Origin of the sequence: Salinarchaeum laminariae, assembly GCF_023204835.1 — an archaeon.
Lineage (GTDB): Archaea > Halobacteriota > Halobacteria > Halobacteriales > Salinarchaeaceae > Salinarchaeum > Salinarchaeum laminariae.
Map to the genome: position 1 here is coordinate 2,940,077 of NZ_CP096270.1, position 21,954 is coordinate 2,962,030.

At 55.6% G+C, this 21,954-nt stretch carries 13 protein-coding genes and 1 pseudogene; 6 read left to right on the top strand and 8 right to left on the bottom strand.

Annotated elements, in window-relative coordinates:
- Window positions 1-31: 31 nt before the first annotated feature.
- The 3 genes from MXF70_RS14060 to MXF70_RS14070 all read right to left on the bottom strand — a co-directional run bounded on the left by MXF70_RS14060 (window position 32) and on the right by MXF70_RS14070 (window position 4,894).
- Window positions 32-2,911 (bottom strand): AAA family ATPase, encoded by a 2,880-nt coding sequence (locus MXF70_RS14060; protein WP_248516295.1) that lies wholly within the window; start codon window positions 2,909-2,911, stop codon window positions 32-34.
- A 68-nt stretch (window positions 2,912-2,979) separates the two neighbouring features.
- Window positions 2,980-4,236 (bottom strand): metallophosphoesterase family protein, encoded by a 1,257-nt coding sequence (locus tag MXF70_RS14065; protein WP_248516296.1) that lies wholly within the window; start codon window positions 4,234-4,236, stop codon window positions 2,980-2,982.
- 391 nt (window positions 4,237-4,627) lie between these two features.
- The gene (locus tag MXF70_RS14070; protein ID WP_248516297.1) at window positions 4,628-4,894 is read right to left on the bottom strand and encodes a hypothetical protein; all 267 of its coding nucleotides are present in this window, start codon (window positions 4,892-4,894) and stop codon (window positions 4,628-4,630) included.
- A gap of 746 nt (window positions 4,895-5,640) precedes the next feature.
- Between MXF70_RS14070 and MXF70_RS14075 the strand changes: the two genes are divergently transcribed.
- The 4 genes and pseudogenes from MXF70_RS14075 (at window position 5,641) to MXF70_RS14090 (ending at window position 10,081) form a co-directional block, all read left to right on the top strand.
- Window positions 5,641-6,897, top strand: a complete 1,257-nt coding sequence (locus tag MXF70_RS14075; protein WP_248516298.1) for a hypothetical protein — start codon at window positions 5,641-5,643, stop codon at window positions 6,895-6,897.
- 535 nt (window positions 6,898-7,432) lie between these two features.
- Window positions 7,433-7,585, top strand: a complete 153-nt coding sequence (locus MXF70_RS14080; protein WP_248516299.1) for a hypothetical protein — start codon at window positions 7,433-7,435, stop codon at window positions 7,583-7,585.
- A gap of 229 nt (window positions 7,586-7,814) precedes the next feature.
- Window positions 7,815-8,231: a hypothetical protein gene (locus MXF70_RS14085; RefSeq protein ID WP_248516300.1), complete on the top strand. Its 417-nt coding sequence runs from the start codon at window positions 7,815-7,817 to the stop codon at window positions 8,229-8,231.
- 989 nt (window positions 8,232-9,220) lie between these two features.
- Window positions 9,221-10,081 (top strand): annotated as a pseudogene (locus MXF70_RS14090) (IS5 family transposase).
- Window positions 10,082-10,148: 67 nt separating this feature from the next.
- On the opposite strand, the gene MXF70_RS14095 reads toward MXF70_RS14090, so the two are convergent.
- The 4 genes from MXF70_RS14095 to MXF70_RS14105 form a co-directional block, all read right to left on the bottom strand.
- Entirely contained in the window at window positions 10,149-10,895 is a 747-nt protein-coding gene (locus tag MXF70_RS14095) for a hypothetical protein (protein ID WP_248516301.1), read from the bottom strand.
- A 514-nt stretch (window positions 10,896-11,409) separates the two neighbouring features.
- Entirely contained in the window at window positions 11,410-11,643 is a 234-nt protein-coding gene (locus tag MXF70_RS15500) for a transcriptional regulator FilR1 domain-containing protein (protein ID WP_445677848.1), read from the bottom strand.
- A 164-nt stretch (window positions 11,644-11,807) separates the two neighbouring features.
- On the bottom strand, window positions 11,808-13,076 hold the full coding sequence (locus MXF70_RS14100; RefSeq protein WP_248516302.1) for a DNA cytosine methyltransferase: 1,269 nt from the start codon (window positions 13,074-13,076) through the stop codon (window positions 11,808-11,810).
- A gap of 997 nt (window positions 13,077-14,073) precedes the next feature.
- Window positions 14,074-17,010: a DEAD/DEAH box helicase gene (locus tag MXF70_RS14105; protein ID WP_248516303.1), complete on the bottom strand. Its 2,937-nt coding sequence runs from the start codon at window positions 17,008-17,010 to the stop codon at window positions 14,074-14,076.
- Window positions 17,011-17,919: 909 nt separating this feature from the next.
- On the opposite strand from MXF70_RS14105, the gene MXF70_RS15335 reads away from it, so the two are divergent.
- Together MXF70_RS15335 and MXF70_RS14115 are read left to right on the top strand one after the other, a co-directional pair.
- Window positions 17,920-19,200 carry an Nmad3 family putative nucleotide modification protein gene (locus MXF70_RS15335; RefSeq protein WP_248516304.1) on the top strand — a complete coding sequence of 427 codons (1,281 nt, stop codon included), beginning with the start codon at window positions 17,920-17,922 and terminating at the stop codon, window positions 19,198-19,200.
- A 125-nt stretch (window positions 19,201-19,325) separates the two neighbouring features.
- The gene (locus MXF70_RS14115) at window positions 19,326-20,060 is read left to right on the top strand and encodes a hypothetical protein (protein ID WP_248516305.1); all 735 of its coding nucleotides are present in this window, start codon (window positions 19,326-19,328) and stop codon (window positions 20,058-20,060) included.
- 172 nt (window positions 20,061-20,232) lie between these two features.
- On the opposite strand, the gene MXF70_RS14120 is transcribed toward MXF70_RS14115, so the two are convergent.
- Window positions 20,233-21,735: a HEPN domain-containing protein gene (locus tag MXF70_RS14120; RefSeq protein WP_248516306.1), complete on the bottom strand. Its 1,503-nt coding sequence runs from the start codon at window positions 21,733-21,735 to the stop codon at window positions 20,233-20,235.
- Window positions 21,736-21,954 lie beyond the last annotated feature (219 nt).

Genomic DNA, 21,954 nt, shown 5'->3' on the forward strand with positions numbered 1-21,954 from the left:
CGAAGGACTGCGTGACCTGCCGTCGAAGCGCTCAGTCGACATCCAGGAATTCTGCGAGTTTATCTGCACTGGTGTGGCCCTCGAACCGTCCCTGATCAAGCGGCCAGTACTGTGCCGACGTTCCGTTTCGCGCCGCTGAACGAACGAAATCAGGGTGGCAGGTGAGGAAGAAGACCTGATTGTGGGAGAGGAGTTCGTTGACGACCTGAAAGACACGGGAGACGTGGCCAGGATCAAAATTGGTCGCAGCGTCGTCGATAATGACAGGAAGTGCGACGTCGGTCTGGCGAATGCGAGCGAGTCGGATTGCAAGGAACAACTGCTCGGCTGTTGCCCGACTTAACTCGCCAACTCTGTGATCGGGGGCGGAGTCTCGTAACGCTCGGAATTCGAGTTCTTGCACGTCATCGCCCAGCTCAATACCATCGTACTCCTGCGTGATATTCTGGAAAATCGTACTCGCGTCATCCACGAGCGAATGGACGACATCCTCCATGAGTCGCTCGTGTAACTGCTTCACCATCGATTCAGCAATCCGGTTAACGGCGTACGCCTCTCCGAGACGCTCAAATTCGACGCGAGCCTCGTCGATCGTTGCCTGGGCCTCCTGGAGATCCGTCTCGGATGCAAGCTCATCTACCCGCTGTTCTAACTCGATACAGGCTTCCTGAAGTTCCTCTCGCCGGTCTTCTAAACGATCGATCTCACCCTGAAGCTCGCGGATGTCATCACCGATCGCGTCCGTGTCCGCGTACTCCTCGGCAGCGCTACGAACGACGTCGATCCATGGTTCGTCTGCCTCTCGAAACGGTTCGAACGCCTCCCGAGCAGACGGGCCGTCAAATCGACTTTTAATCTGGGTCGTGAAGCTATCACGGTCGGACTCGGCCGCCTCCACCTCACTGACCCGTTCAGCCTCCGCTTTGAACGCCTCGACGTGCCGGTACACCTCGTCGTCGCTCGTCGACTCACCGATGCTCCGCTCGGCATCCCACTCAGAGAGAACCGAATCGATGTTTTCGATTTCTTCTGCTCGTTCCTGTTCAGCGGTGTAAACCTCTCGAGCCAATTCGAGATCAGCAGACGCATCATCGAGTGCTGAGAGAAGCGCTGGAGCGTCTTCGAGAACCGTCTCTTCCGACCACGAAATATCAGCAATCTCTTCGAACAAACCAGAGAGCTCCTCCAGGTCATCTATCAGTTCGTCACGATTTTCTTCCCACTGCGTTCGTTCACGTCTATAGGCATCGATTCGGTCGTCGATTTCACCGACTTGATCGTAGAACTGGGCGACGTGCGTTGGGGAAAGGTCATCGGGAAGACCGATCGTTTCTGCAAGGGATTGGATTGCTTGTTGCTCCTCTTCGAGAGCCTCTTCGACCGTCCTGAGCCGATCCTTGGCACTGCTAATATCCCCTTCAAGCGTCGTGATTTGACCGCTGGTTTCGCGATAGGCGTCCGTATCGACAGTTGACTCCACGTTGACGGTCGTGTCGATCGTATAGATGCCGGCTCCGAGGATAATGAAGCCGATCACACCACCAACGATTGGGTTGATGAAAAATCCTGCACCGGTACCGACCAGGAGGGCCACTCCAGCGATGATAGCGGGTTTCCGGATCGGAACGCTAACCTCTTCTGTGCTATCGCGATCATCATCCATCTCCTCTAATTGTGACTGAAGCTCGTCACGCTTCGAGCGTTTTCTGTCGAGTTCTGCCTCGAGGTTACCTTGCTCTTCTTGAAGGGCTTCGACGGACGAGGCCTGGTCAGCAATGCGAGCGGAATCGATCGTGCTCGTATCGATTGCATCGATGTGAGCGAACGAACCGTCCCACTCAGGATGGAGTGATTCGATATCATCTTCCAACGTTCGACGAGTGGCCTCGAGTTCGGTCTCGGTCTGGGAGAGGTCCTCGACCGTCTGAGACCACAGGTTCCGATTATCTGCCAATTCGTCGATTTCGGATTCGTTGTCATGCAGCCACTCGCGGTATTCCTCAGATGTATCGAGCCGAGCAGTCTGCTCGAACTCCGATTTGGCATCGCGAAGGTCCGAGGTCGCGGTGTTGAACTGTGCTTCAAAGTGTTCGAGCCGGTCAGTCAAGTGACTCGGGAACTCCTCGATGCTGTCGGTCTCTTCGTCGGCAAGACGGGTGTCGAGACTGTCGATTTCCTGAATCGGGTCGAACAGTTCGGTCAAGATATTGAGACGGTCCCGACGGCGTTGCTTCAAACTGAGCTCCGTATCAATGTCGGATTGCTCGCCGCGCATATCATGCAGTTCCTCCGTCACCGAGCGGTACTCCTCGACTTGCTTGCTCGCTTCCTCTCGCTGTTGCAGCCCGTCCCGAATTTGCTGATAGGGGTCGTGAAGATCGGTCGTCTTAGCGGTGGGTGACCCACGTTTCAACCCGATATCGTGCGCTTGATCCTGAAACTCACCTCGGAGGTCAGGGATTTCCGCAATGTCGCCGTACGCGCCGCCGAGAAGCACCCGCGCGAGGTCCTCGGTATCGTCGATTCCGGGCGGGAGCTGCCGTAGCTCGTCGAGACTGATCGTATGAATATTGCGATACTGACGGTCCGTTACAGGCCCGAAAATATCGGAACTCTCCAACTCCGGGCCATCACCAATCGCGGAAACCGACGGAGACGAATGCCCGTTCAGGACGTATCGGTAGGAGTGACCGTCGTGGGAGATCTCGGCATCGATGCGATACTCATCGGTTGCAGGGGGCAGGTCGCTTTGTTTCCCAACCCCGGTAGGGAACTGCCTGAACGCTTCCATGAACGTAGATTTCCCGGCTCGCTGTGGACCGCCGATAACGACGAGACCGTCATCGACATTCTCGATCCGCGCGTTCTGAAAGCAGCCAAAGTCATCAATGCGGAGTTCGGTTACGTACATTACGTCGCCCTCCGTCGAGCGAGTTCCTCGAGCACACGTTCACGAGCTCTCTCGATGAGAGCATCCAGTCATTCCTCTGTAAGCGGTAACTCGTCAGCACGGATCTCCTCGTGGTCGTCGACAGGTTCCCAAGCTTCCCCGACGGTTTCCCGGAAGACGGCTCGAGACGCCTCGCCGTCAAATTCCTCCGAGACGCTGAGGAACTCCTCGATCACGCGATCGCTATCACGTAACTCGTCGATCGGTGGTACTGGGGGGCCGGTTTCGTCACGGATCGCCTCAGTCCAGACGAAGGGCTGCCGCGAGGAGAACTGCTCGCGTGCCCTGCGCGTGAGCTCTTGAATCGCTTCGTCATCCTGTGATAACGTTTCATGCGCAGGACCGTTTCCGGTCAGCGTCCATCGGCAGACGAATCCGTCGACGCCCCACTCGGGATCGCGGATACTCACGCTCGTTCCGTCGAACCTGTCCATCGGGGTCGAAAGGTCGTCGATGACATGCTCGAGACGCCGTTTGAGATCGGGGATCGATGAGACTCCTTCATCACCAACATCCACGGTAACAGTTTGCCACACAACAGGCGATGTCGGGATGAACTCGATGTCAGGCGACCCTCCATCATCGAGCTCGACGAGATACCCGCCGCCAAGACCGAGTTCCCCGATATCCCGGCCTTGCGGGACACCAGGATACGCAACTGGTTGTTCTGATTCGAAAATACGGGCATCGTGTACGTGTCCGAGAGCCCAATACTGAATTGCGTCTTTGCTCTCTAGTTTGCTTCGCGCCACCGGCACGTACAGTCGCCCCTCCGGATCCAGACTGGTGTGCAACACACCAATGTTTGGAATCCGATCATCCGCTGGCGTGAACTGGCGGTACATCGATCGGCTCTCGGACCGATCGCGGTACGACTGTCCCCAGATTCTGGCCTCGGGGCTCCCTGCGTCAGGATACAGGAATTCCTCCGGATCCTCGTGATCGAACTCGTTGACGTTGTCCGGCAGGTCTACGTACGTTGTGGCGCTCCCCACCGGGTCGTGATTTCCGTACGCCACGTAGGCGGGGATGCCTTCCTCAGCCAGCCGTTCGAACTGCTCTTGGAGAAAGAGATTCGCAGTGACGCTTCTGGAATCTTGATCGTACAGGTCACCTGCAACGATCATGAAGTCAACTGCTTCAGAGATAGCGACGTCGAATAATCGCTCGACGGACGTGTACAACGCCGACTCGAGAGGGTCCTCGACAGTACTGCCTCGATCAGCGATCGTTGAAAGTTGACTTCCTAAATGGAAATCTGCTGCTTGGAGAAATCGAACGCTCATCTTACACTAGCCGCGACCAACAAGGGGATAAACGGTTTGGCACTAGGTTGTCAAAAGACGGGCTTCTAAACGATAGTCACAACAGTGAACCTCGATTTCGTCGACGGCGAAAAACACCAGTCGTTCACAACGACGACCGTCTACACCTACTCTCATCCAGCGACGTTCGGATACCTGTGAAGCGCACAGATCACTTCCTTTCATCGGCTTCTCAGACCAACTGTCAAAACTTGTCGGCTAATAAGACAATCTGCATTGAAACCCGAACATGAGCGGAATAATCCAGCCATTCCGGGTACTACTCATCGATGACGAGCCGGATTTCCTGGAGGTTGCTGCGTGCCGAGTTCGATCGCGAGGAGGGCGCTGCTCAACGTCTGGGTAGGCGCGTTCATTTGGACTCCACAGGTTCGTCGTTGTCGGTGGGGCGATACAGCTGTCTCGGATTTTCGATCTCGATGTCCTGGAGGTCGCGTACAAGGCGTTCTTCGTGCTGCTTCAACTGCTCGTTGGTCAAGCAAGTGAGTCGGGCAAACTCTACATCAATCGGCGGGCACAGGAGCGACGCGTTACTGGTAACGCGATTGGAGAGGTTGCGGTGGACGAGTTCCTCACGGACGGCACGGAGTTCGGCTTGGAGGTTGGCTTTGTCGTTCATATTCCGAATGCCCCTATTGCGAGCTCCAGAGTGGTGTTTGCTAAGTTGCAAGGCATCAACTGTCACTACGATGCGTATCGACATAAACACCTATCAATATACTTAGATATTATCGAGTTCTCGATTGTATCAAGAATTGTATGTTATTCCTTGTGTTCCGGAGACGTAGAGGTATCTTCGCTGAATTCTTCGATTCAGACGCGCCATGTCGGCTCTTGGAGTGACTCGGCGAGCGCGTCTTTGAGTCAAAGCAGTGTGAAGTCTACCATCAGTTGAAATAGGGTGTTGAGTGGGTTGACCGGGCGGGAGGCCCTTTAGCATGGTCATTAAGAAGATCGGCTACTATGTACCCTCATCTTAATTACAAGTAAGATGGCCGGGTGATCAAGCTGGAAGCCTGAGAATAGAGGTGATACTTCAGTACTTCAGAGCGGCGGAGTCTTAGAACTCCGATAATTCGGTGATTGAGTGGGGTTAGGACAGGAAATCGTGCGGGAGGGGAGTGCGATGCCGTGACCAGGATTTGTCCATCTTTATACGGCTTTGATTCGAACGTCTGAGTAACGTCCGAGGATATCGTTGCGTGCGGACCTCGTCCGACTGCTGGTCACGATACGATGAACTCAGGAACCCACAACGTACGACCGTACGCCGACACGCCAATCGGTCGGCCTCTCGCCAAATTGAGTCGGCGATGGAAGTCGGCAGTCGAGCGGGTCACGACCACTTGGGTATTCAACGTATTCATGCCGTTTGGTCAGGCGTCGATTCGGGGCTTTGCGCAGTACGCGTTCTCGCTGGCTATGGCGATACCCGTTATTGCGCTCGCCCTTGGGCTGTCCGCGCTGTCGGTCGGCTACGCCGAGTTCGTCGAGTCGATGACCGCGTCGGCGACCACATTGCAGTCGTGGGGGACAATCGCCCTGGCGACGCCGGAGTACGTTGCGGTCGCACTCTCGGTGGTGTACGCCCTCGGTGCAATAACCTATACGCCACGAACGCGAGACAGGTCGGATTTGTATCGAGTAGATAAGAAGACCGCAACCGCGCCGTATCAGTGGGAGCGTCTGCTGGGCATCCTGAGCGTTGCGATATTCCCAGCAGTGATGTTCGCAGTCCTCTACACGGGATGGGACCCTAGTTTCATACAGATTACGGAGACAACTGCTTTCGCTCTTGGCTTCGCTGCTCATCTTGTGTTGGCAGTGCCTGCTCTAAAGTTTTACAAAATCCGATACATCACGGGGAATCACAACCACGTTGCTGTTAAATACGGGTTGTACGAACTCTCCGTGCTAACGACGGTAGTCCTGGCGGCGTTCCCGTTTGGATACGCGAACTATCTTCCGATATCTGGTGGAGCGATGGAGGTTTCGTTTCTCGTGTTTGTCCTGTTTATGCTACTAGCAGCGCGGAGATTTCGCTATATGCTGTACAAAGACGATGCTGGATTCAAGCGTTTGTCACCGAACATTCCCGTATGGATTTCGCTATCACGAGTGCCGTTGCTCATTCCGGTGTATATGCTCGTGGTAGGTGCAGGTGCATCCAACATTGCTATCGTGGGAGCGTTCACGACGTTCGTCGCTGGCGTTGGATACATCATATGGCGTGGGTCACAGGGCGCGGGTGCGTTCGAACATCCCAAGGGAGGGCTAGGTCGTGGTTCGGATTATTATGAGAAAACGGTTCGCAAGCCAAACCGAGAGGCTGCCAAGAACGGCGATGGGCCGTGGGGGCTCTCAGAAGCAGTCCGAGAGTTCAACTCATTCGCAAGAACCAATGGATTCGAAACGATTCCCAGTACGAAATCCGCCAAGTTCAGCGAGAATGCTGTCAAGGCAACGTTCGACCGTATTGAGTCGAACACGACTGATGCTGATTCGGTTGAAGAACACTTGGATGAACTTGTCGAGGAAGGCGTTGATGCAGGACGGATTCCTGCGGATGTATTCAAGGCGTACGTTCGCCATCGCGACGTGGTGTTAGAGAAATTTGATTGAGGCGATTACATTCCAGGTCCATCAGGTGATTGCGCTTCCTCTTCACAGACCATATCGAGAGGGTCATCGACAGGTGCCAACCGTCGCACGATATTCACGCCAGACTCCGCCACTCGTGGGAAGACCTGGAGAAGGCTTGTGAGCGGAAGAAGAAACTAGACCGGGGCCGTGGCGGGTATAAAATCGGCAAGTCCCGACTCGATCGCTAATGGGTAAGTGAACCGGGATTGAGGTTGCCGTTGGCCGTCATATTTGTAATCATATCGGTCAACTCCGAATGCTGGTTCAACTCGTCAGAGTCAGGGTATCGGGCATTCGGTCCGTCGAATTCGATGGTTTCCGTCGTGTCACCGAAGCCCAAGTCGACTCCTAGGGAGTATTGGATTTCTTGATGGAGTCTCAAACCTTACTCTCAGCCATAGCCTCGGCAGTGATGGGGTTGGCGTCGGCCGCGTCGGCGTGCACCTCGACGATAGCTCTCCCTGGGCGAGGAGGTAGTCCTTGCACTCGTTCGAGCTGAGGGCGAAGAGGTCAGTTGAAAGACGTTGACCGACTCAACCGATACGCAAACTTCTACGAGGATGCGTGCGCGATGCTGGTCGCTCCCAGTGCCAGCGACAGCATCGTGGACGCACTCACAGACAAGGAGTTGGAGTACGTCGAGATGCAACCGCGCGCCAGCGACTGAAGGCTCCGAGAAGTCCAAATTTGCTGGCAATTCTACTTCGAATAGGTCTGTTTTCGTCCAAATCGGAGGATCAGCACGCCTTATCAGGGTTAGTAGAATGTCAAATCAGCATAATTGTAAGGGTTTTATATAGGTCTGCGGGTAACCCCACGTCGAGATATGTAACAGACATATCAGGGATTCTTCGAAGTCAGCGATACAGAACAAAATCGGCTTCACAACACGAACCATGACCCGGACTGACTCCACAAACGACGGCGACGAGTTGTTCCCCGAGCAGCGCCCCATCTACAAGCAGTATGCAATGGGGGCTGCCTTCGTCACCGCAACAGTCGGCCTCGCCGGGTACGCGGTAGCTCGCCTCCCCGAAGTCTCACTCGGTACCGATAGCCCGCACCTGCTCGCCCTGAGCGTCCTGGCGTTCGGCGTCGGTACGGGAGCTTTCACGCTGGTGCTCAACAGCCTGTATGTTCTGTCATTCGATTCCATCAGGGGTGCGAAAGTCGCCTCTGTTTACGCCACCGTCCTGGTGCTCTTGGTTCCCCTCGTCGATGCCGGAGCACTCCACCCACGGATGGCAATAGTCTTCCTCTGTTTGCTCTCTACGGGCGGTGTCATTCACGCCCTACTTTTCAAGTGGGCATAAACGGCCCCGCCGACTCGAAGGGCAATCGAGACGAGGCTTTTTGTTCTAACTTGTTTTACATACGGTTGATGAATAGCCGTTCGCTGCTGATGGCTCTCGAAGCAGTACCAAATCCTCACTGAGAGGGTTCAGTACTTTGCCTAGACGATTCGAGCGAGGACTCGGCATTTTCTTAGACGATACAGCTACGTCGGCAAGCCTCGCCAAAGCTCTACAGTGGATTACCTCCTCCAAGGATATCGGTCCGAGACCTCCGTCCGCGGCGAACTCGCGACATGCGGATTGTCCCGGCCGAACGATCAAGGATCGGTTTTCGAGCCGGGGGATCGTGCAATTCGACAGTAATTAGAAGATAAGGACGGCTTGATTATAATAATGTGGTCGAATGGACATACAATGGTAAATGAGTACTATGGTCGCGTCGGTTTCTGAATATCTTGGTTTCCCATACAAGTGTGAAAAGGCCTTGTTTAGACGTCTGAGATAACTTGTTTGAGGCGCTCAGCGACAGTTTGAGGATTCTGACGACTCACTTGAGAATGAGTTCCCGGAACTGGCCAAACCAGATTAGACATTTAGTGGGAGCTATTAAAAGGAGGATATTAGTTGGTGAATTGCTGAGCTGTCTGGTTTCAATCGTCTAAACAAGGCCAACAACTATATACTCCAATAAGGGTAGGTTTAGGTATGGCATCGATTCAGTGTCCGTATTGCGGGCACGTTGCAGGCGAAAGGGATGTGTGGAAAATCAAGAACTCAAAGAATTCTACCCTGTACGATAATAGGGTAGATTGTTCTGGGTGTGGAAAGAAATTCAGCTATTTCATCAGAGATAGCTAAAAATTGGTGTATTGGCGCTCTCGCGCCCGTTTCCCCAAATTTTCACGTGGTTTGGACCTTGTTTAGACTGTCGAAACCGAGGAGTACAGCGGCTCTCGATCTAGTATGTATTCCTAGTAGTTCACGCTAAATGTCTAACCTACTAGGAAGTGAAGCGGGACGGATCGTTTGTGTCCAGCAAACTAGCCCGCTTCACTAGCCGCGTTGTTTCGCTCGCTCAAAAAGCCGTCGTCGGGACCCCAAATCCTGCTTTTCGACCCGGTGAGAACGGCTTCTCCGACTGGGTGATCGTGTCGATTCACGGCCTCAAGACGTATCTCGATCTTCCGTATCGGCGGCTGCTGGACGTGCTTCACGAAATGCCGCGGATTGCCCGAATCCTTGACCTAGAGGTATCTCAGCTACCCGATTTTACCACCGTCTGTGCGCGCATGCAGGGACTGAAAATGCCGATCTTGCCGCTGCTGCTGCAGCTGTCGGCGGAGCTGCACGACACCGGCGAGATCCAGGTGATCGACGCAACCGGCATGGATCGGATCGCCGCGAGCCAACACTACGCGAATCGGACGAATTACACGTTCAGAGCCGTCAAAACGACCGCGTTGATCGACTGCAAAACTGGCGCGATCCTAGACTTACATTGTTCGATGAAACAACCGCACGATACGCAGATCGCGTGGCAACTGCTCACGCGAAACCTCGACAGACTGAGTGTACTGACTGCAGACAAAGGCTACGACTGGGAACTTCTTCGTCGAAGACTCAGTTCTGAGGGCATAAAACCGGTGATCAAGCACCGCGGATTCGGCTGGCACGGCGTCGCCAACAATGTATTGATCGATGATACGACCAACCACCAGCGGTCGAACATCGAAGCGACATTTTTCCCGCTCCGGCGAAAGTACGGCGAAATCGTGCGACCGAGAACGTGATTCGGACAATTCCGCGAACTCGTGCTGAAGTGCGCTGTCAGAAACGTCGAACTCGCGCTTATCGCCTCAAACGCATGAATTCAGGCGTCTAAAAAAGACTCAAGCCACTCACAAAGAGGTACACCAACTTACTAGGAGAGCCTGCTCAGTCCAGCACCACCCACGGCTTCGCCGCAGCATCGTACTCGCTGATCTTCCCACTGTGACTCCGCGTCTCCGCAGCCAACACCCCGACGTGTTTGAGCTGCTGCACGAAATTGAACAACACGTTCGTCCGAATCACATCCTTCCAGACTGCTTCCTCCTCGTACAACCGCGACGTGCGTCCAGCCTCGATCAACTCCCTGGCACGCGTCCGCCCTGCCTGCGTGCAGAACGTGCTGAGAAACACGTTCGGATACTCATGCACCAGTCGACGGAGCAAATCCGGGAACAAGAACGACGGGCCCTCCTTCCGCAACGCATCCAACAACAACCGGAACCCCGGGTGCCGCTCGAAACAGTTCCGCAGCAAAATCGCAAGCGACTCACGTTCCTCCACAACCGTCGATCGCCCCACTGCTTGCTTCACCGCATCCAACTCCGCCAATGTCGACACACCCGATCCACGCAGCACCGTCGCCGCGAGATCACCCTGATCCGTCAACGAATGCCGATCACCACGCTCCAACAACCCCAACGTCAATGCACCCAGCCGAGCACCATCACCCGCCCCGAACCCGTACTCCTCAGCCAACACATCCACCAGCTCATCACCAGCCAATGGACCGTAACGGTCTACGGCAACCACAGGTGCAAGATAATTCAACGGTTGCGCAAGCGACAGCCGCATAATATCCCCACTAATATCGCCCCGACGCAACCGCACCGACAACTGCCCCTCAATATCCACTACTTGCTCGTGCGACTCAGATCTCGGAGGACTCGACCACCGCGCCACTCCCGTCTCACTCGCCCCGATCACTCCAACCCCCTTAGACCGAAGCAAATCCGAATGCTGCCCAACCGTCTCCTCATCCGCAGCAAGATACGACACGTGCGCCCCTTGCTGATACGTCAACGCCTGCCCAATCCCGCGAAGCAACCCACTCGACCCCTTCACCTCAACCGCAAACACACGATCCGCATTCGTGAACCCAAGCACATCCGGATACCGCCCACCAATTGTGATCCGATGCGACTCGCACCGATCTAAAACATCCTCATACGTCGCCTCATGCGACCCTGGAACGTGGACCAGCGGCTCATAGCCTCGAGCATCCAACTCATCAACCACATGCCCGAACACAGCCGACTCATCCATCCTAAAAAATCAGTCACTCCGAACCCGTTTAGAACTAACCCAGACGCGTGTTCGTAACTGAGACTAGTGGAATGAGAAATGTTGTGCAGAACCTGATAAATTATTACCGCTGGGTGAGTTCAGATGCTGTCTCTCGAAGCGCAGAATACTGATTTCTTGCCCACAAAGAAGCAGCATCAGTGCCGTTAACGATCACCCCTTTCACACCCCAATCTTCGTAAAGCGTGATTCCAGCAGAATCGGAATCTCTCTGTTCTATCACCCAAGGAGCGTAAGGAATTCGTTCTTGAGTGATATAAGCACGTACAGTGTCAAACTCCATGAGCGCTGCGAGCATACCGCTGGTTCAGTCGAGCAACGCACAATGAGAGAGATGATCTACCGCTACAGTGTTGCCGATATTACTCCATTTTTGCAACTCTGAGCTGCAATCGGAGCCTGGCGATGCTGATTTCCACGGTCGGTTCGACCGGCGGCAGGTACTGTTGCCACGGGCAGTGTTCACCCCCGAAGTACGTCCTTCAGCAGTGCCGTGGCAAGGGCCTCCGCGACGAGCGGTGGCACAGCGTTGCCGATCTGTTCGTATCCGCTTGACCGTGGAACAGGAAATCGGAAGCTATCTTCGAATGATTGGAGCCTCGCGGCCTCCCGGACCGTGAGCGAGCGGGCCTCCGTGGGATGAATCGACATATGACCGTCCTTGGCAAGATGGGCGGTGATTGTCGAAGCCGGCTCCCGTGAAGCCTGTTTCGTGTACTGGTCCTCGAAGACGTCCGCACGATACGGATGAAGTTCATCATCGAGATTCGCCGAACTCCAGCCGGCCGATGCACCGAGAAGCTTGTAGAGGGTCAGATCGTACATGTTGTGACCCCTGCATGCGTGATCCGTGAGTTCCATGTCCGTTGGATCGGCATCGGGTAGTGCGTCTCGAACCCACTGCTGGTACTCTGAAACCGGTGGAATTGTGTACTCTTCAGCTTCGGTTGGCGGTTTCTCGCCGCTGGGTGATACAGGGGGGAGGTCGAGAATCGCATCGCCGACCGTCACCCACGGTTCCCGGTGATTGCTCTCGCCGCAGAACGAGCCGATCGAACGTGTGATATCGGCCCCGAAATCATCGAGCGTGCTCTGGTTGTCGTCTTTTCTCGCAGGAGTGAGTTCTCGCTCGTCGTCGTTTCGTGGCTTGCGGTGGGTGGCCCAGTGCTCGAGGATCGGATTGTCGATACCGCTCCGGTTGCCGATGAAAAAGAGTCGCTTCCGGCGCTGCGGGACACCGAAATCCGCAGCCTCAACTTCTCGCACGGTGACCCGGTAGCCGGCATCTCGGAGTTCCCGCTTGATCCGCCTGACGACGTTCTCACCTGATTCCGTAGTCGCACTCCGCATGCCGGGAACATTCTCCATGAGCAACGTCTGAGGGCGGTAATGCTCGACGAAGCGGATGTACTCCTCGAATAGATAATGCCGGTCGTCGGTCAGTACGTGCTGTTCCAAGGAATTCATCTTGCTGCGCCCGACGACAGAAAATGTCGGACAGGGTGGTCCGCCGGCAAGCAAATCCAGGTCTTCAACCGGAAGTTCCGGGGGTTCGATTTCCCGTATATCGGCGACCTCGAACTCCACTTCGGGATGGTTCTGTCGGAACGTTGTGGCACATTCTTCCTTGCTATCGATGGCCCATAGAACGTCAAAGCCAGCCCGGGTGAGCCCTTCGGTAAAACCACCAGCCCCGCTGAAGAGATCGATCGCTGTTGGCTCACCGGTCATGTGAGTTCTTTCGGTCGGGAACGATAATAGCGTGACGTATCCCCGAAAGCCATGTGACATGGTTGGTCTCTAACTCTTTAGATGTCAGCCGAGACCAACGTGCCTGCTCATGACCGGCTAGCCAGATCTCCCGAACAGGAGTATGTATCCCGGAGAATCACCACTAATAGCATCCCAAGTGGCCGAATTGCTGTTGCTAAATACTGGCAAAATGTTTGTCATGCCCGACGACAATATGTTCCATCTCGAGAATCGGATTTCGTTGTTCGGCGGAGCGGGACTCATTCTTACAACCGGGATCATCTCCAACACATTGCCAGGACGGTCGGTGGTAGGATTGACGGCGTGTCCCAACATATCGATTGTTCCGACGAGGTCCTGAATTTGCCCCACGAAGCGCCGGTGTTGGAAATATCAAGTACATCACCTCTTCCAGAAATCGCATGATGGCGATGTCCTGATTGACAGTATATGTGTATGGGGCTCTAAGCACCCCTGTGTTGCCGAACGTGAAATACCGACGTCCACTCGGGCAACAGGAGGTGAAGACCGTATACAGAATGAGACAAAATATCACGCGGCTGGATTTCCTCCCGCCACGCGGTGAGGCCGAGATCGTGGCAATTGGTGATCACGCCGACGAGGTCGCAAGACTCGGTGTGTTCCTCGTCCTTGTATCGGTGACCCTGATTGCTGCCCACCGTTCGGAGGGTACTCTTGGCCTCATGGACCACCGGCATCACGAGACCAAGTAGTCCCTCGGGTTCACAGGGGGTGTCGGGTGGAATTCCCCGTAGATCGTCCCGCGGGCTGTTGCCCTGAGCAGTGCGAATATAGTCGTCTCGCTGCCCCGTTGCTGCTATTCAGGCGCTCCACGAACCCAGCTTCTGCAATCACTTCCGGGTCGCAGTCACCAACACAGTTGCTGGTGCTTTTTCGATCCGGATCGACCCATAACGTGCTACATCGGACAATGCGACGGCCGTCTCATAGCGGGCTAGGCGCCTATCACGACCGCGACATTGACCAGCTCGGGTTCGTCAGGAACGACCTGCTCGTCGATCTCCAGCTGCTGGAGCTCCGCATCCCGTTCCTGCTCCAGATCACCTATCTGGCTTCTAATCCGGTTGATCTCGGGGGTCATGTCCGTATCCTCCTCGCGGTCGCGCTCCTTTCTTGCTTCGAGGCGTTCCTGAAGCTCGGCGATCTTGCTCTCGAAGTATTGCTCGGTGTGCTCGCGTTTGATCGCGACCTCCCGTGATCGTTCCGCTGCTGCCTCATCGGCCACGTCGGTGACGAGCTCCCAGGCGCGATCTTCTGCCCGAGTCATGAGCGACTCGGCATTCTCGGAAACTGGATCGATCCCGCTGAAGGAGCCAGCGTTCTCGGGTGGGATCCCCCCGACAAGCTCGATTTCGTCTGTCTGCACGGTCCCTTCGGGCGTAACGTAGATCTGCTGCAAACGCTCCGTGACGGTTTCACCGCTACCGGAGAGATAGCGGAGGCGGAAGTTGCAGAGAAGGCCCGGGGTGTTCATCGCGTCGGCGCTGACCTTGATGGCGGTCTCACCGTCGATCTCTCCGGAACCCACTGTAAACTCCACGATTCGCTCGATAAGGGGATGATCCGGGGCAATGAACTCGATATCGTCCTTTTCAACGGCGATCTCCCGGGTGAACGTGGCTCGCTCGTAACGATCGTCTACCTGACCGCCACTGATGGCCACCGGGACATCCAGCCGGAACACGTCCCCACCCTCACGCACCGGGCCCGGGTGGGCGCCCCGGAGTTCGCCGCCAAACTCCTCAAAGAACGAGCGAACGAGCGTCCTGACGTCATCCTCGCTGATTGATTCTTCGCGGCTGCGTTCAAGCACATCCAGGATCTCACCGTCCTCCGCGCTCAGATCGAAGCGATCCCGGATCAGGAAATCGTCCTCTATCCTGCGGATGGCGTCCTTCTGCTGCTCGATCTGCCGGTCAATGTCTGCGGCGACCTCACTGGCCGAATTATCGCTTTCGACGGCAGACATAATCTGGGACTCCAGATCGAAATCGTCGAGGACGAGTCCCAGTACGTCGGAGTTCATCCCGAGGGTCATCTCGATTTCGTCGATCTTCTCGAGCAGAAGCTCGAGAATTTCGCTCTCGCGGGTATTCTCGACGAACAGGTTTCTGATCTGGACGGTCTGGTCCTGCCCGTACCGGTGCAACCGGCCAATTCGTTGATCGATCCTGGTTGGGTTCCACGGGAGGTCATAGTTGACCATGATATGGGCGAACTGCAGATTGATCCCCTCCCGGGCCGCGTCCGTCGCCAGCATTACATTTGCCTCCTCCCGGAATTTCTCCATCTGCTCGCGACGCTGCGTCGTTCCGAGGTCCCCGTAGATTTCCGCAACGTCCATGTCGGCGAAGATCCGGTCACGGAGGTACTCCAAGGTGTCCGTGTACTCCGTGAAGACCAGGATTTTCTCTTCTGGATCCTGCTTCAGGACGCCGTCGATGTACTTCTGGAGCTCCTCGGCCTTACGGTCGGTTTCGATTGACTTTGCCTGCTGGTGGAGCTCACTAACGATCTCGTACTCCTGTTGGAGCTGTTCCTCGTTCCGGGCCACGGAAACCGTGCCGAGCTCTTCCTCGAGGCGCTCCCGCTGGACATCGGTTAGCAGTTCCGGATCCTCGCGGTACTGGGGGAGCAGGCTTCGGACTGCCTGTGAGAGATCATCGGGATCTTTCCCGCCGGCCTGGATGGCCTGCTTTCGTTTTTCGAGCGACTTCTGGATGGCGTAGATACTGGAGACCAGTCGTTTCTGGTAGATTGCCATTGCAAATCCAACGGCAGTACTGTCCTCCCGCCCTGCGAGATCGTAGTTTTCAGTGATGTAGTCGGTGACGGCCTCGTAGAGCTTGCGTTCCTCTTGAGAGAACTGAACCGGCAGCGTCTCGATGTTCTTCTCCGGGAACATCGGCGTCCCGTCGGTCTCGTACATATCCTCCTTAAGCCGGCGTATCATCAGATCCTCGAGTCCGTCCGGAGTGATATCGTGTTCATCGCGGAAGCGATACCGGTCAAGCAGCTGAAGCATGAAGAAGAACTGGTCGGGTTTTCCCTTGTGGGGTGTCCCGGTCAGGAAGATCAGCCCGTCCGAATTCTCCGAGACGGCTTCCCCGACGCGATAGCGCTCGGTCCGGTCCATGTTGCCCTCACTGTCGCGCCTGGCAGTGAGATGATGTGCCTCGTCAAAAACAGCAATATCCCACTCCGCGTCGAGATTTTTCAGCGCGGCCAGCATGTCGTCCTGCTTTGCAAAGTCGATCGAGGTGATGATCCGGTCGTCTTCCTCCCAGATATTGGCCGATGGTGTGGCCTTGCGTTTCGCCTCGACATACTCCCGCTCATAGACCATGTACTCACGATCGAACTTCTCGCGCATCTCGGCTTGCCACTGCTCGGTCAAGGGTGCTGGCGTGACGATGAGAACCCGGCTGGCCCGGTCTCTGGCGATCAGTTCCTCGATCACGATTGCAGCCTCAATGGTTTTTCCAAGGCCGACCTCGTCGCCGATCAGGTAACGGTGATCGTAAGACGTGAGGATCTCGTAAGCGGCCTGGACCTGGTATGGCTCGATGTCGATCCGGCTGCCAGAGAGGGCAACGAACCGGTCTTCGGGTCGGGTAAGATCGAGCTCTGCAGCCTGCTGCAGGAGATCGAAATGGCTGGGCTTGCCGAACTCACTCTTGGCTATCAGTTCGGAACCTGTGTCGATTCTCTGGATTGGCAAGGCGGTCGGCCGCGTCTTCGGGCCCTCCTCGGTATGGATATGGAGCAAACAGGGATTGCCGTCGCGGTGGTCGACTTTGGATATCTCACCATCTCCCCCAGGAAAGCTAACTCTGTCACCGACGTCGAAACCGCATTCGCACGAACTCACTGTCTGGCACAGACATGGCAAGCTGTATTAACACCTTTGCCCGGGCGGGTTGTGGATGATTTCCGCACAGTCGATACCCCGGCGGTAAGAACGCACAAATGGGATGATGCAACAGGTTGTGTCGTTGAACCTACAGGACCGGCTGGATGAACTCATCGGAGAGAGATTCCCAAGTCGTAGACGGTTGCTCGAAGCAAGATCGGGGCAGTTTATCTGCCAGAGGAAAAACGATCTGGAGCGCAAGCACGGCGACATCTAGGCGGCGACGGGAACGCTGGGGATGTCCACAATAAGGCTGCCGAAGATGCCGTTGAGGTCGATCACGAAGAGATCTAGGATGGCAAGCGAACGATCCTCATTGAACTCCCGATGGCCGCCGATCTCGAGGACTTCATTGCCATCGGCATCCTAGAGATCTTACTCTTCAATGAAGCACAGCCCCAGCTGATTCTTGACCGGAAGATCGTATCGACCGGAGCAGCTGTACAAGAACAAGCGGATCCAGATCCGGCTCTATGGCCGCAACCTCGAGAATCTCGGGTTCGGAAAGGAGAATCTCCTGCTGACGATCCTGACCCACGGCCTGGAACCGGAGGGGGACGTCGCCAAACAACTTCAGATGTTTCTGTTCAGGCGAGAAGCGACATCAGCTCCAGCAAGATTCTGCTGTGTATGTTCACTACATCTGCTATAACCGGTCGGCCTACGAGGATGATCTTGACTGGGCGCTCGGCTACTGGCGAGGTGCTCGAGATCCAGTCCACACGAGAAAAATCGCCCAAGTGTCGGGTCTGATAATTATCGAATAGATATCGGAATTTGCGGTTGTAGCCAGGACCGACCCGGTTCAATTCCGTTACTGTTGGCCGGGCCACATGATTTTTCAGTGTCTCCAGAGACCTGGGAATTATGAAGTCGGTTGCAATCAACGTTGGAGCAAATTCGAAGCACCCTGGTGGCAGAGGCCCGATCTATGCCGATGGTTCCTTCGAGTATATCCCGATCCCGGAGAGTCACTCGACGGTCCGGAAGCCAACCTACGACAGCCTTGGAATCGATGGCACTCGCCCAAATCACGCTGCTGAGAGGGCTGTACATTTCGATCCGGAATTCCCGGAGTACAGCCTCGGTCGTGAGTATACTTACGGCGATCGACACTCCCCCAAGACCGACCGGCTTGCAGAACTGGAGACGGGAGATGTCCTGTTCTTCTACGCTACACTGGACCACGCAAGCGATGATAGCCCTCGCCGGGACTGGATCAACGAGGATTGGGGCGCTTACATCATCGGTCACTTCACGCTCGAGCGGGATCCGATCTCGCGAGAGGAGTACGAGAATGCCCCGCCCGAACTTCGCGAACGCCTCCAAGGGAACGCACACGCCCGCAGACCAGAGTTCGATGCAGAGTACATCGTGCTGGGCGACAGGGAGAAATCGGCCCTGTACCGGACACCAGTGCCGCTCAGCGGCAAGGAGGGAACGGAGCCAAACGAGTTCGTCACCGAACATTCCGGTGACCCCGGTGGCGGTCCGTGGTATCGCCGACCGCTCACGTTCGATGAAAGCAGCACCGAGCGCCTTCTCGAGGCACGCGAAGAATATCACCGAGCCGATCCAGCAGGACCGGCAGTCCATTCCCGTGAATCAGTCGAAGCTGTGGAGCTTGGCGAAGGAGGGCAGCTACAGTTTTTCTTTCACTCGGCCCAGTCCGAACTGCCGGTCCGTGCGGCGGCGGAGCTGGGTAAGACGGAACCCCACATCGAGAAACGAGCGGAGAACTACTGCAACGAGTGCTACCAGCCGAATATTCGGTCGTTCCTTAACGACAACAGCCGTCGGTACCTCCTCCTGTTCACACGGTGTCGGAATAGTGATCTTGGGGAACACGACGATCGGCGGTACGTTGTCGGATACATTGATAAGGAAGAGAAGCTGGATATGGGAGATCACCTTGCGGTGCGTGGCGACACCAGGCTCGTATCGTTCGACGATGCCGTCCCACTGGCCGATCTCGTGGATTCCCATCGCTCGGTGCGGGTGGAGATCCTCGATTCGGACACAACACGGCAGGCAGTGGAGCAACTCGATAACGGGGAAAATCGCCTGGATGACTGTCTGGATGAGCTTGATCGACTGGAGAGCTTCAACACGGATGATGTCCCACCACCATCCGGCACCGGGTGCTGATCTGGACTGACACGATACCGTCTTCACGATTGTCCTCGGCCGCGACTTAGACAGGCATTTGCAATTTTCCAGCTACGTTCTTCCCGCCACAGGGTATTTCGGTTAGCCATCCGGTGACATCTCGCATGAACCTGCGAGACCGGGAATATCCGGCGAGTATGATAGCAGTGGACGCACGCACAGAGAGCCTCGATACATTCGAAAATCATCTCAAGGAGTTTCGGGAGCTGAATTACACGTACATTCCACTGCCTCAGGAGGACAAGTACTACAACGTCAAGGAGGGCCTGACAAAGTCACTTTCCGACGACCAGTGGATCAGTCCCGAGATGCATTTACTGGATGTCCTTGAATTGCTCACGGAACAGCCATTTTTACTGTATGCTGAACCGGATAGTAGCTACAAGATCATCAACGTCGCCGATCTCAATTCCCGGGGGATACGGGAGATGCTCTACCCTCCGGTGGCTCAGCTTGCCTCGGTCATCGCCTCACGAATTCGGGATAAACACCCCGACTCGGAGCAGCTGATCCGGGACATGCCTGACGGCTGTATCAACGCGGCGACCGTCGGTGGGTGGTATCAGGACTGCCTGAATGACGTGGAGGTGCACATTGCAGAGCACATGAACCTGACCGAAATACGGGGGGTGCTGGAGCACAGCCGGCCGGTCCTTTCGAGGATCTGTGGCTTCTCGGACGAGCACGGGCTAGATGAGTTCCGGGCAACCCGGGATTTGCGAAACGGCGTTATGCACGCCAACAGCTCCCTTGTGCGTGACCGCGAGGACATCCGTGAACTCTTGGACGTCATCGATGATATCCAGAGTCTGCTCGACGAGGCGGCCCACGACGGATAGGGTCGCCAAATGTCTGCTGAACCCGTATAACAGGGAACACGTCTTCCCGGAGAAGCGCCTCGAGGCAGACGTACTAATCGAAGATTATGGCATGAACCCTGAAAGAGCCGAAGTCATCGAGAACATCCGCGAGAAGGTTGCGAATCTACAGCTGCTGACCTCCGGAACCACGCTAGAAAAGCAGTTCCCTGATCTCACCGCCCTGTCTAAGCACACCGGCATCGATCTGCTTGTTAAGATCGTGAATCGACATATCCTGCTGTTCGCTCAGTAGCATATATTCGCGGATGATGTCCGCATAGAGTTCGCGTGCCCTCTGGGCAAATGTCCCCGCCAGGAAATTCATATCATCGACGCTGATCCACTCATCGTCGGCAGGTTCGGCGGGCAGTGATGCATCATCGTGGACGACCTTGTTTCGGTAATCGTACAGTGTCCTCAGAAATCTCGAAACCAGTAATGGAGACCAGTCTCTGGAATTGTCGTCTCCAATCAGGACTGCAGCCCGGACGCCGAGCCGGTACCTGTTCCCGCCTGGAGAGCCGCCCTTCAGCAGGGTCGTCTCACAGCCGATCGCACAATCGACGATCTGATCCTCCAGTGATTCTCGACTGAACATCCTCTCAAACCTCGATAGTGGACTGCGGAATGAGGTGCCACCGTCGCAGAGCCGGTTTCGATGGGCATCCCAGAGCTGTGTGATCTTACTCCGCCGATCCGCGTCCAGATATGTGCTGGCTGACGCTACCGGACAGTCGAAATCAAGTGTGAAATTCACCGGAGTGGAGATCCCGCGGTACGTTTCCCAGCCGGGTGTGAGGTGATACCCCCGTTCGTACCCGGGAGTCCCTTCTGGATCCAGAAGTCTGAGGCATCGGCGAATGCCAGTAGCCAGAAATCGGACCAGTTCTGTAAGCTCCTCCCAGGGATGTACGTCGGCAGGAGTGGCATCAAAATGTGGTCGGCCCGGTCGGAAGATGTGAGACAGGTCAGTCCCGCCAACGATCTCGCTGTAGGGGCGACGTCTGTGCAGGACGATCTCCAAGACAGGATTCGTCAGACCGTAGTCGAGAGAATCAATCGTTTCAACTACAGGAGTGCCCGGCGCTTCTCGTGACGCAATCCCCGTTTCCTCGAGATCGTCAGCCGGTCTGATCTGGAGTGTCTCAATAGCGTACGGACCAAGATACTCCGGTTCACCGTGGATATCCGTCGCAAGATCGATTGAGAGAGCCGGTTCGATGCTGGTATTCTTCAGACATAGGATGAACTTGGTCGTTTCTCGATCAGTGAGACGGGGTTCGAATTGCTCCTCGAATGCTAGACGGAAGGCCACTTCGTCAAATTCCCATCTTCCAGTGTAATTCAGAACAACACCCACGAATTCGAACAGTCCGCGTTCTATCGATTCGATAGCGTTCTCATCGGACCCAGGCTCATCGGCACTCGATTGAGGAAGGTGCTCGTAGATCTGGCGGGCTGGCTCCTCGAATTCACCTGCATACAGGGCATCAAAGACATCAGCATCTCCAAATACATTCCCAGGAGCAGGTACAGAGAGCTCCTTCGTGTTGTCCAGAAATCCCCGGGAGCTTAGCAGATGGAACGTCCGCTCGGGCGGATCCCCTTCCACATCGGCGTGGCGTTCGATTACAGCCTGGACTCCATCCCTCATGTCAGAACGGACGTCAGCAATCCAGTCCGGAGGCATCTTGCTCAGAGAAATCTGCAGCCGTACTTAGTTCCCCGTTGTTGATTGATCTGGGGCCAACTCTACCGTAGATTAGATAGTCTATGGTAACGAATGAAGTGCCTCGAGGATGGAGGAGAAGTTTCGCTATATCATAACGATCAGTCGGCAATTTCCAGTATGTACACATCCGTATCGGAGCGT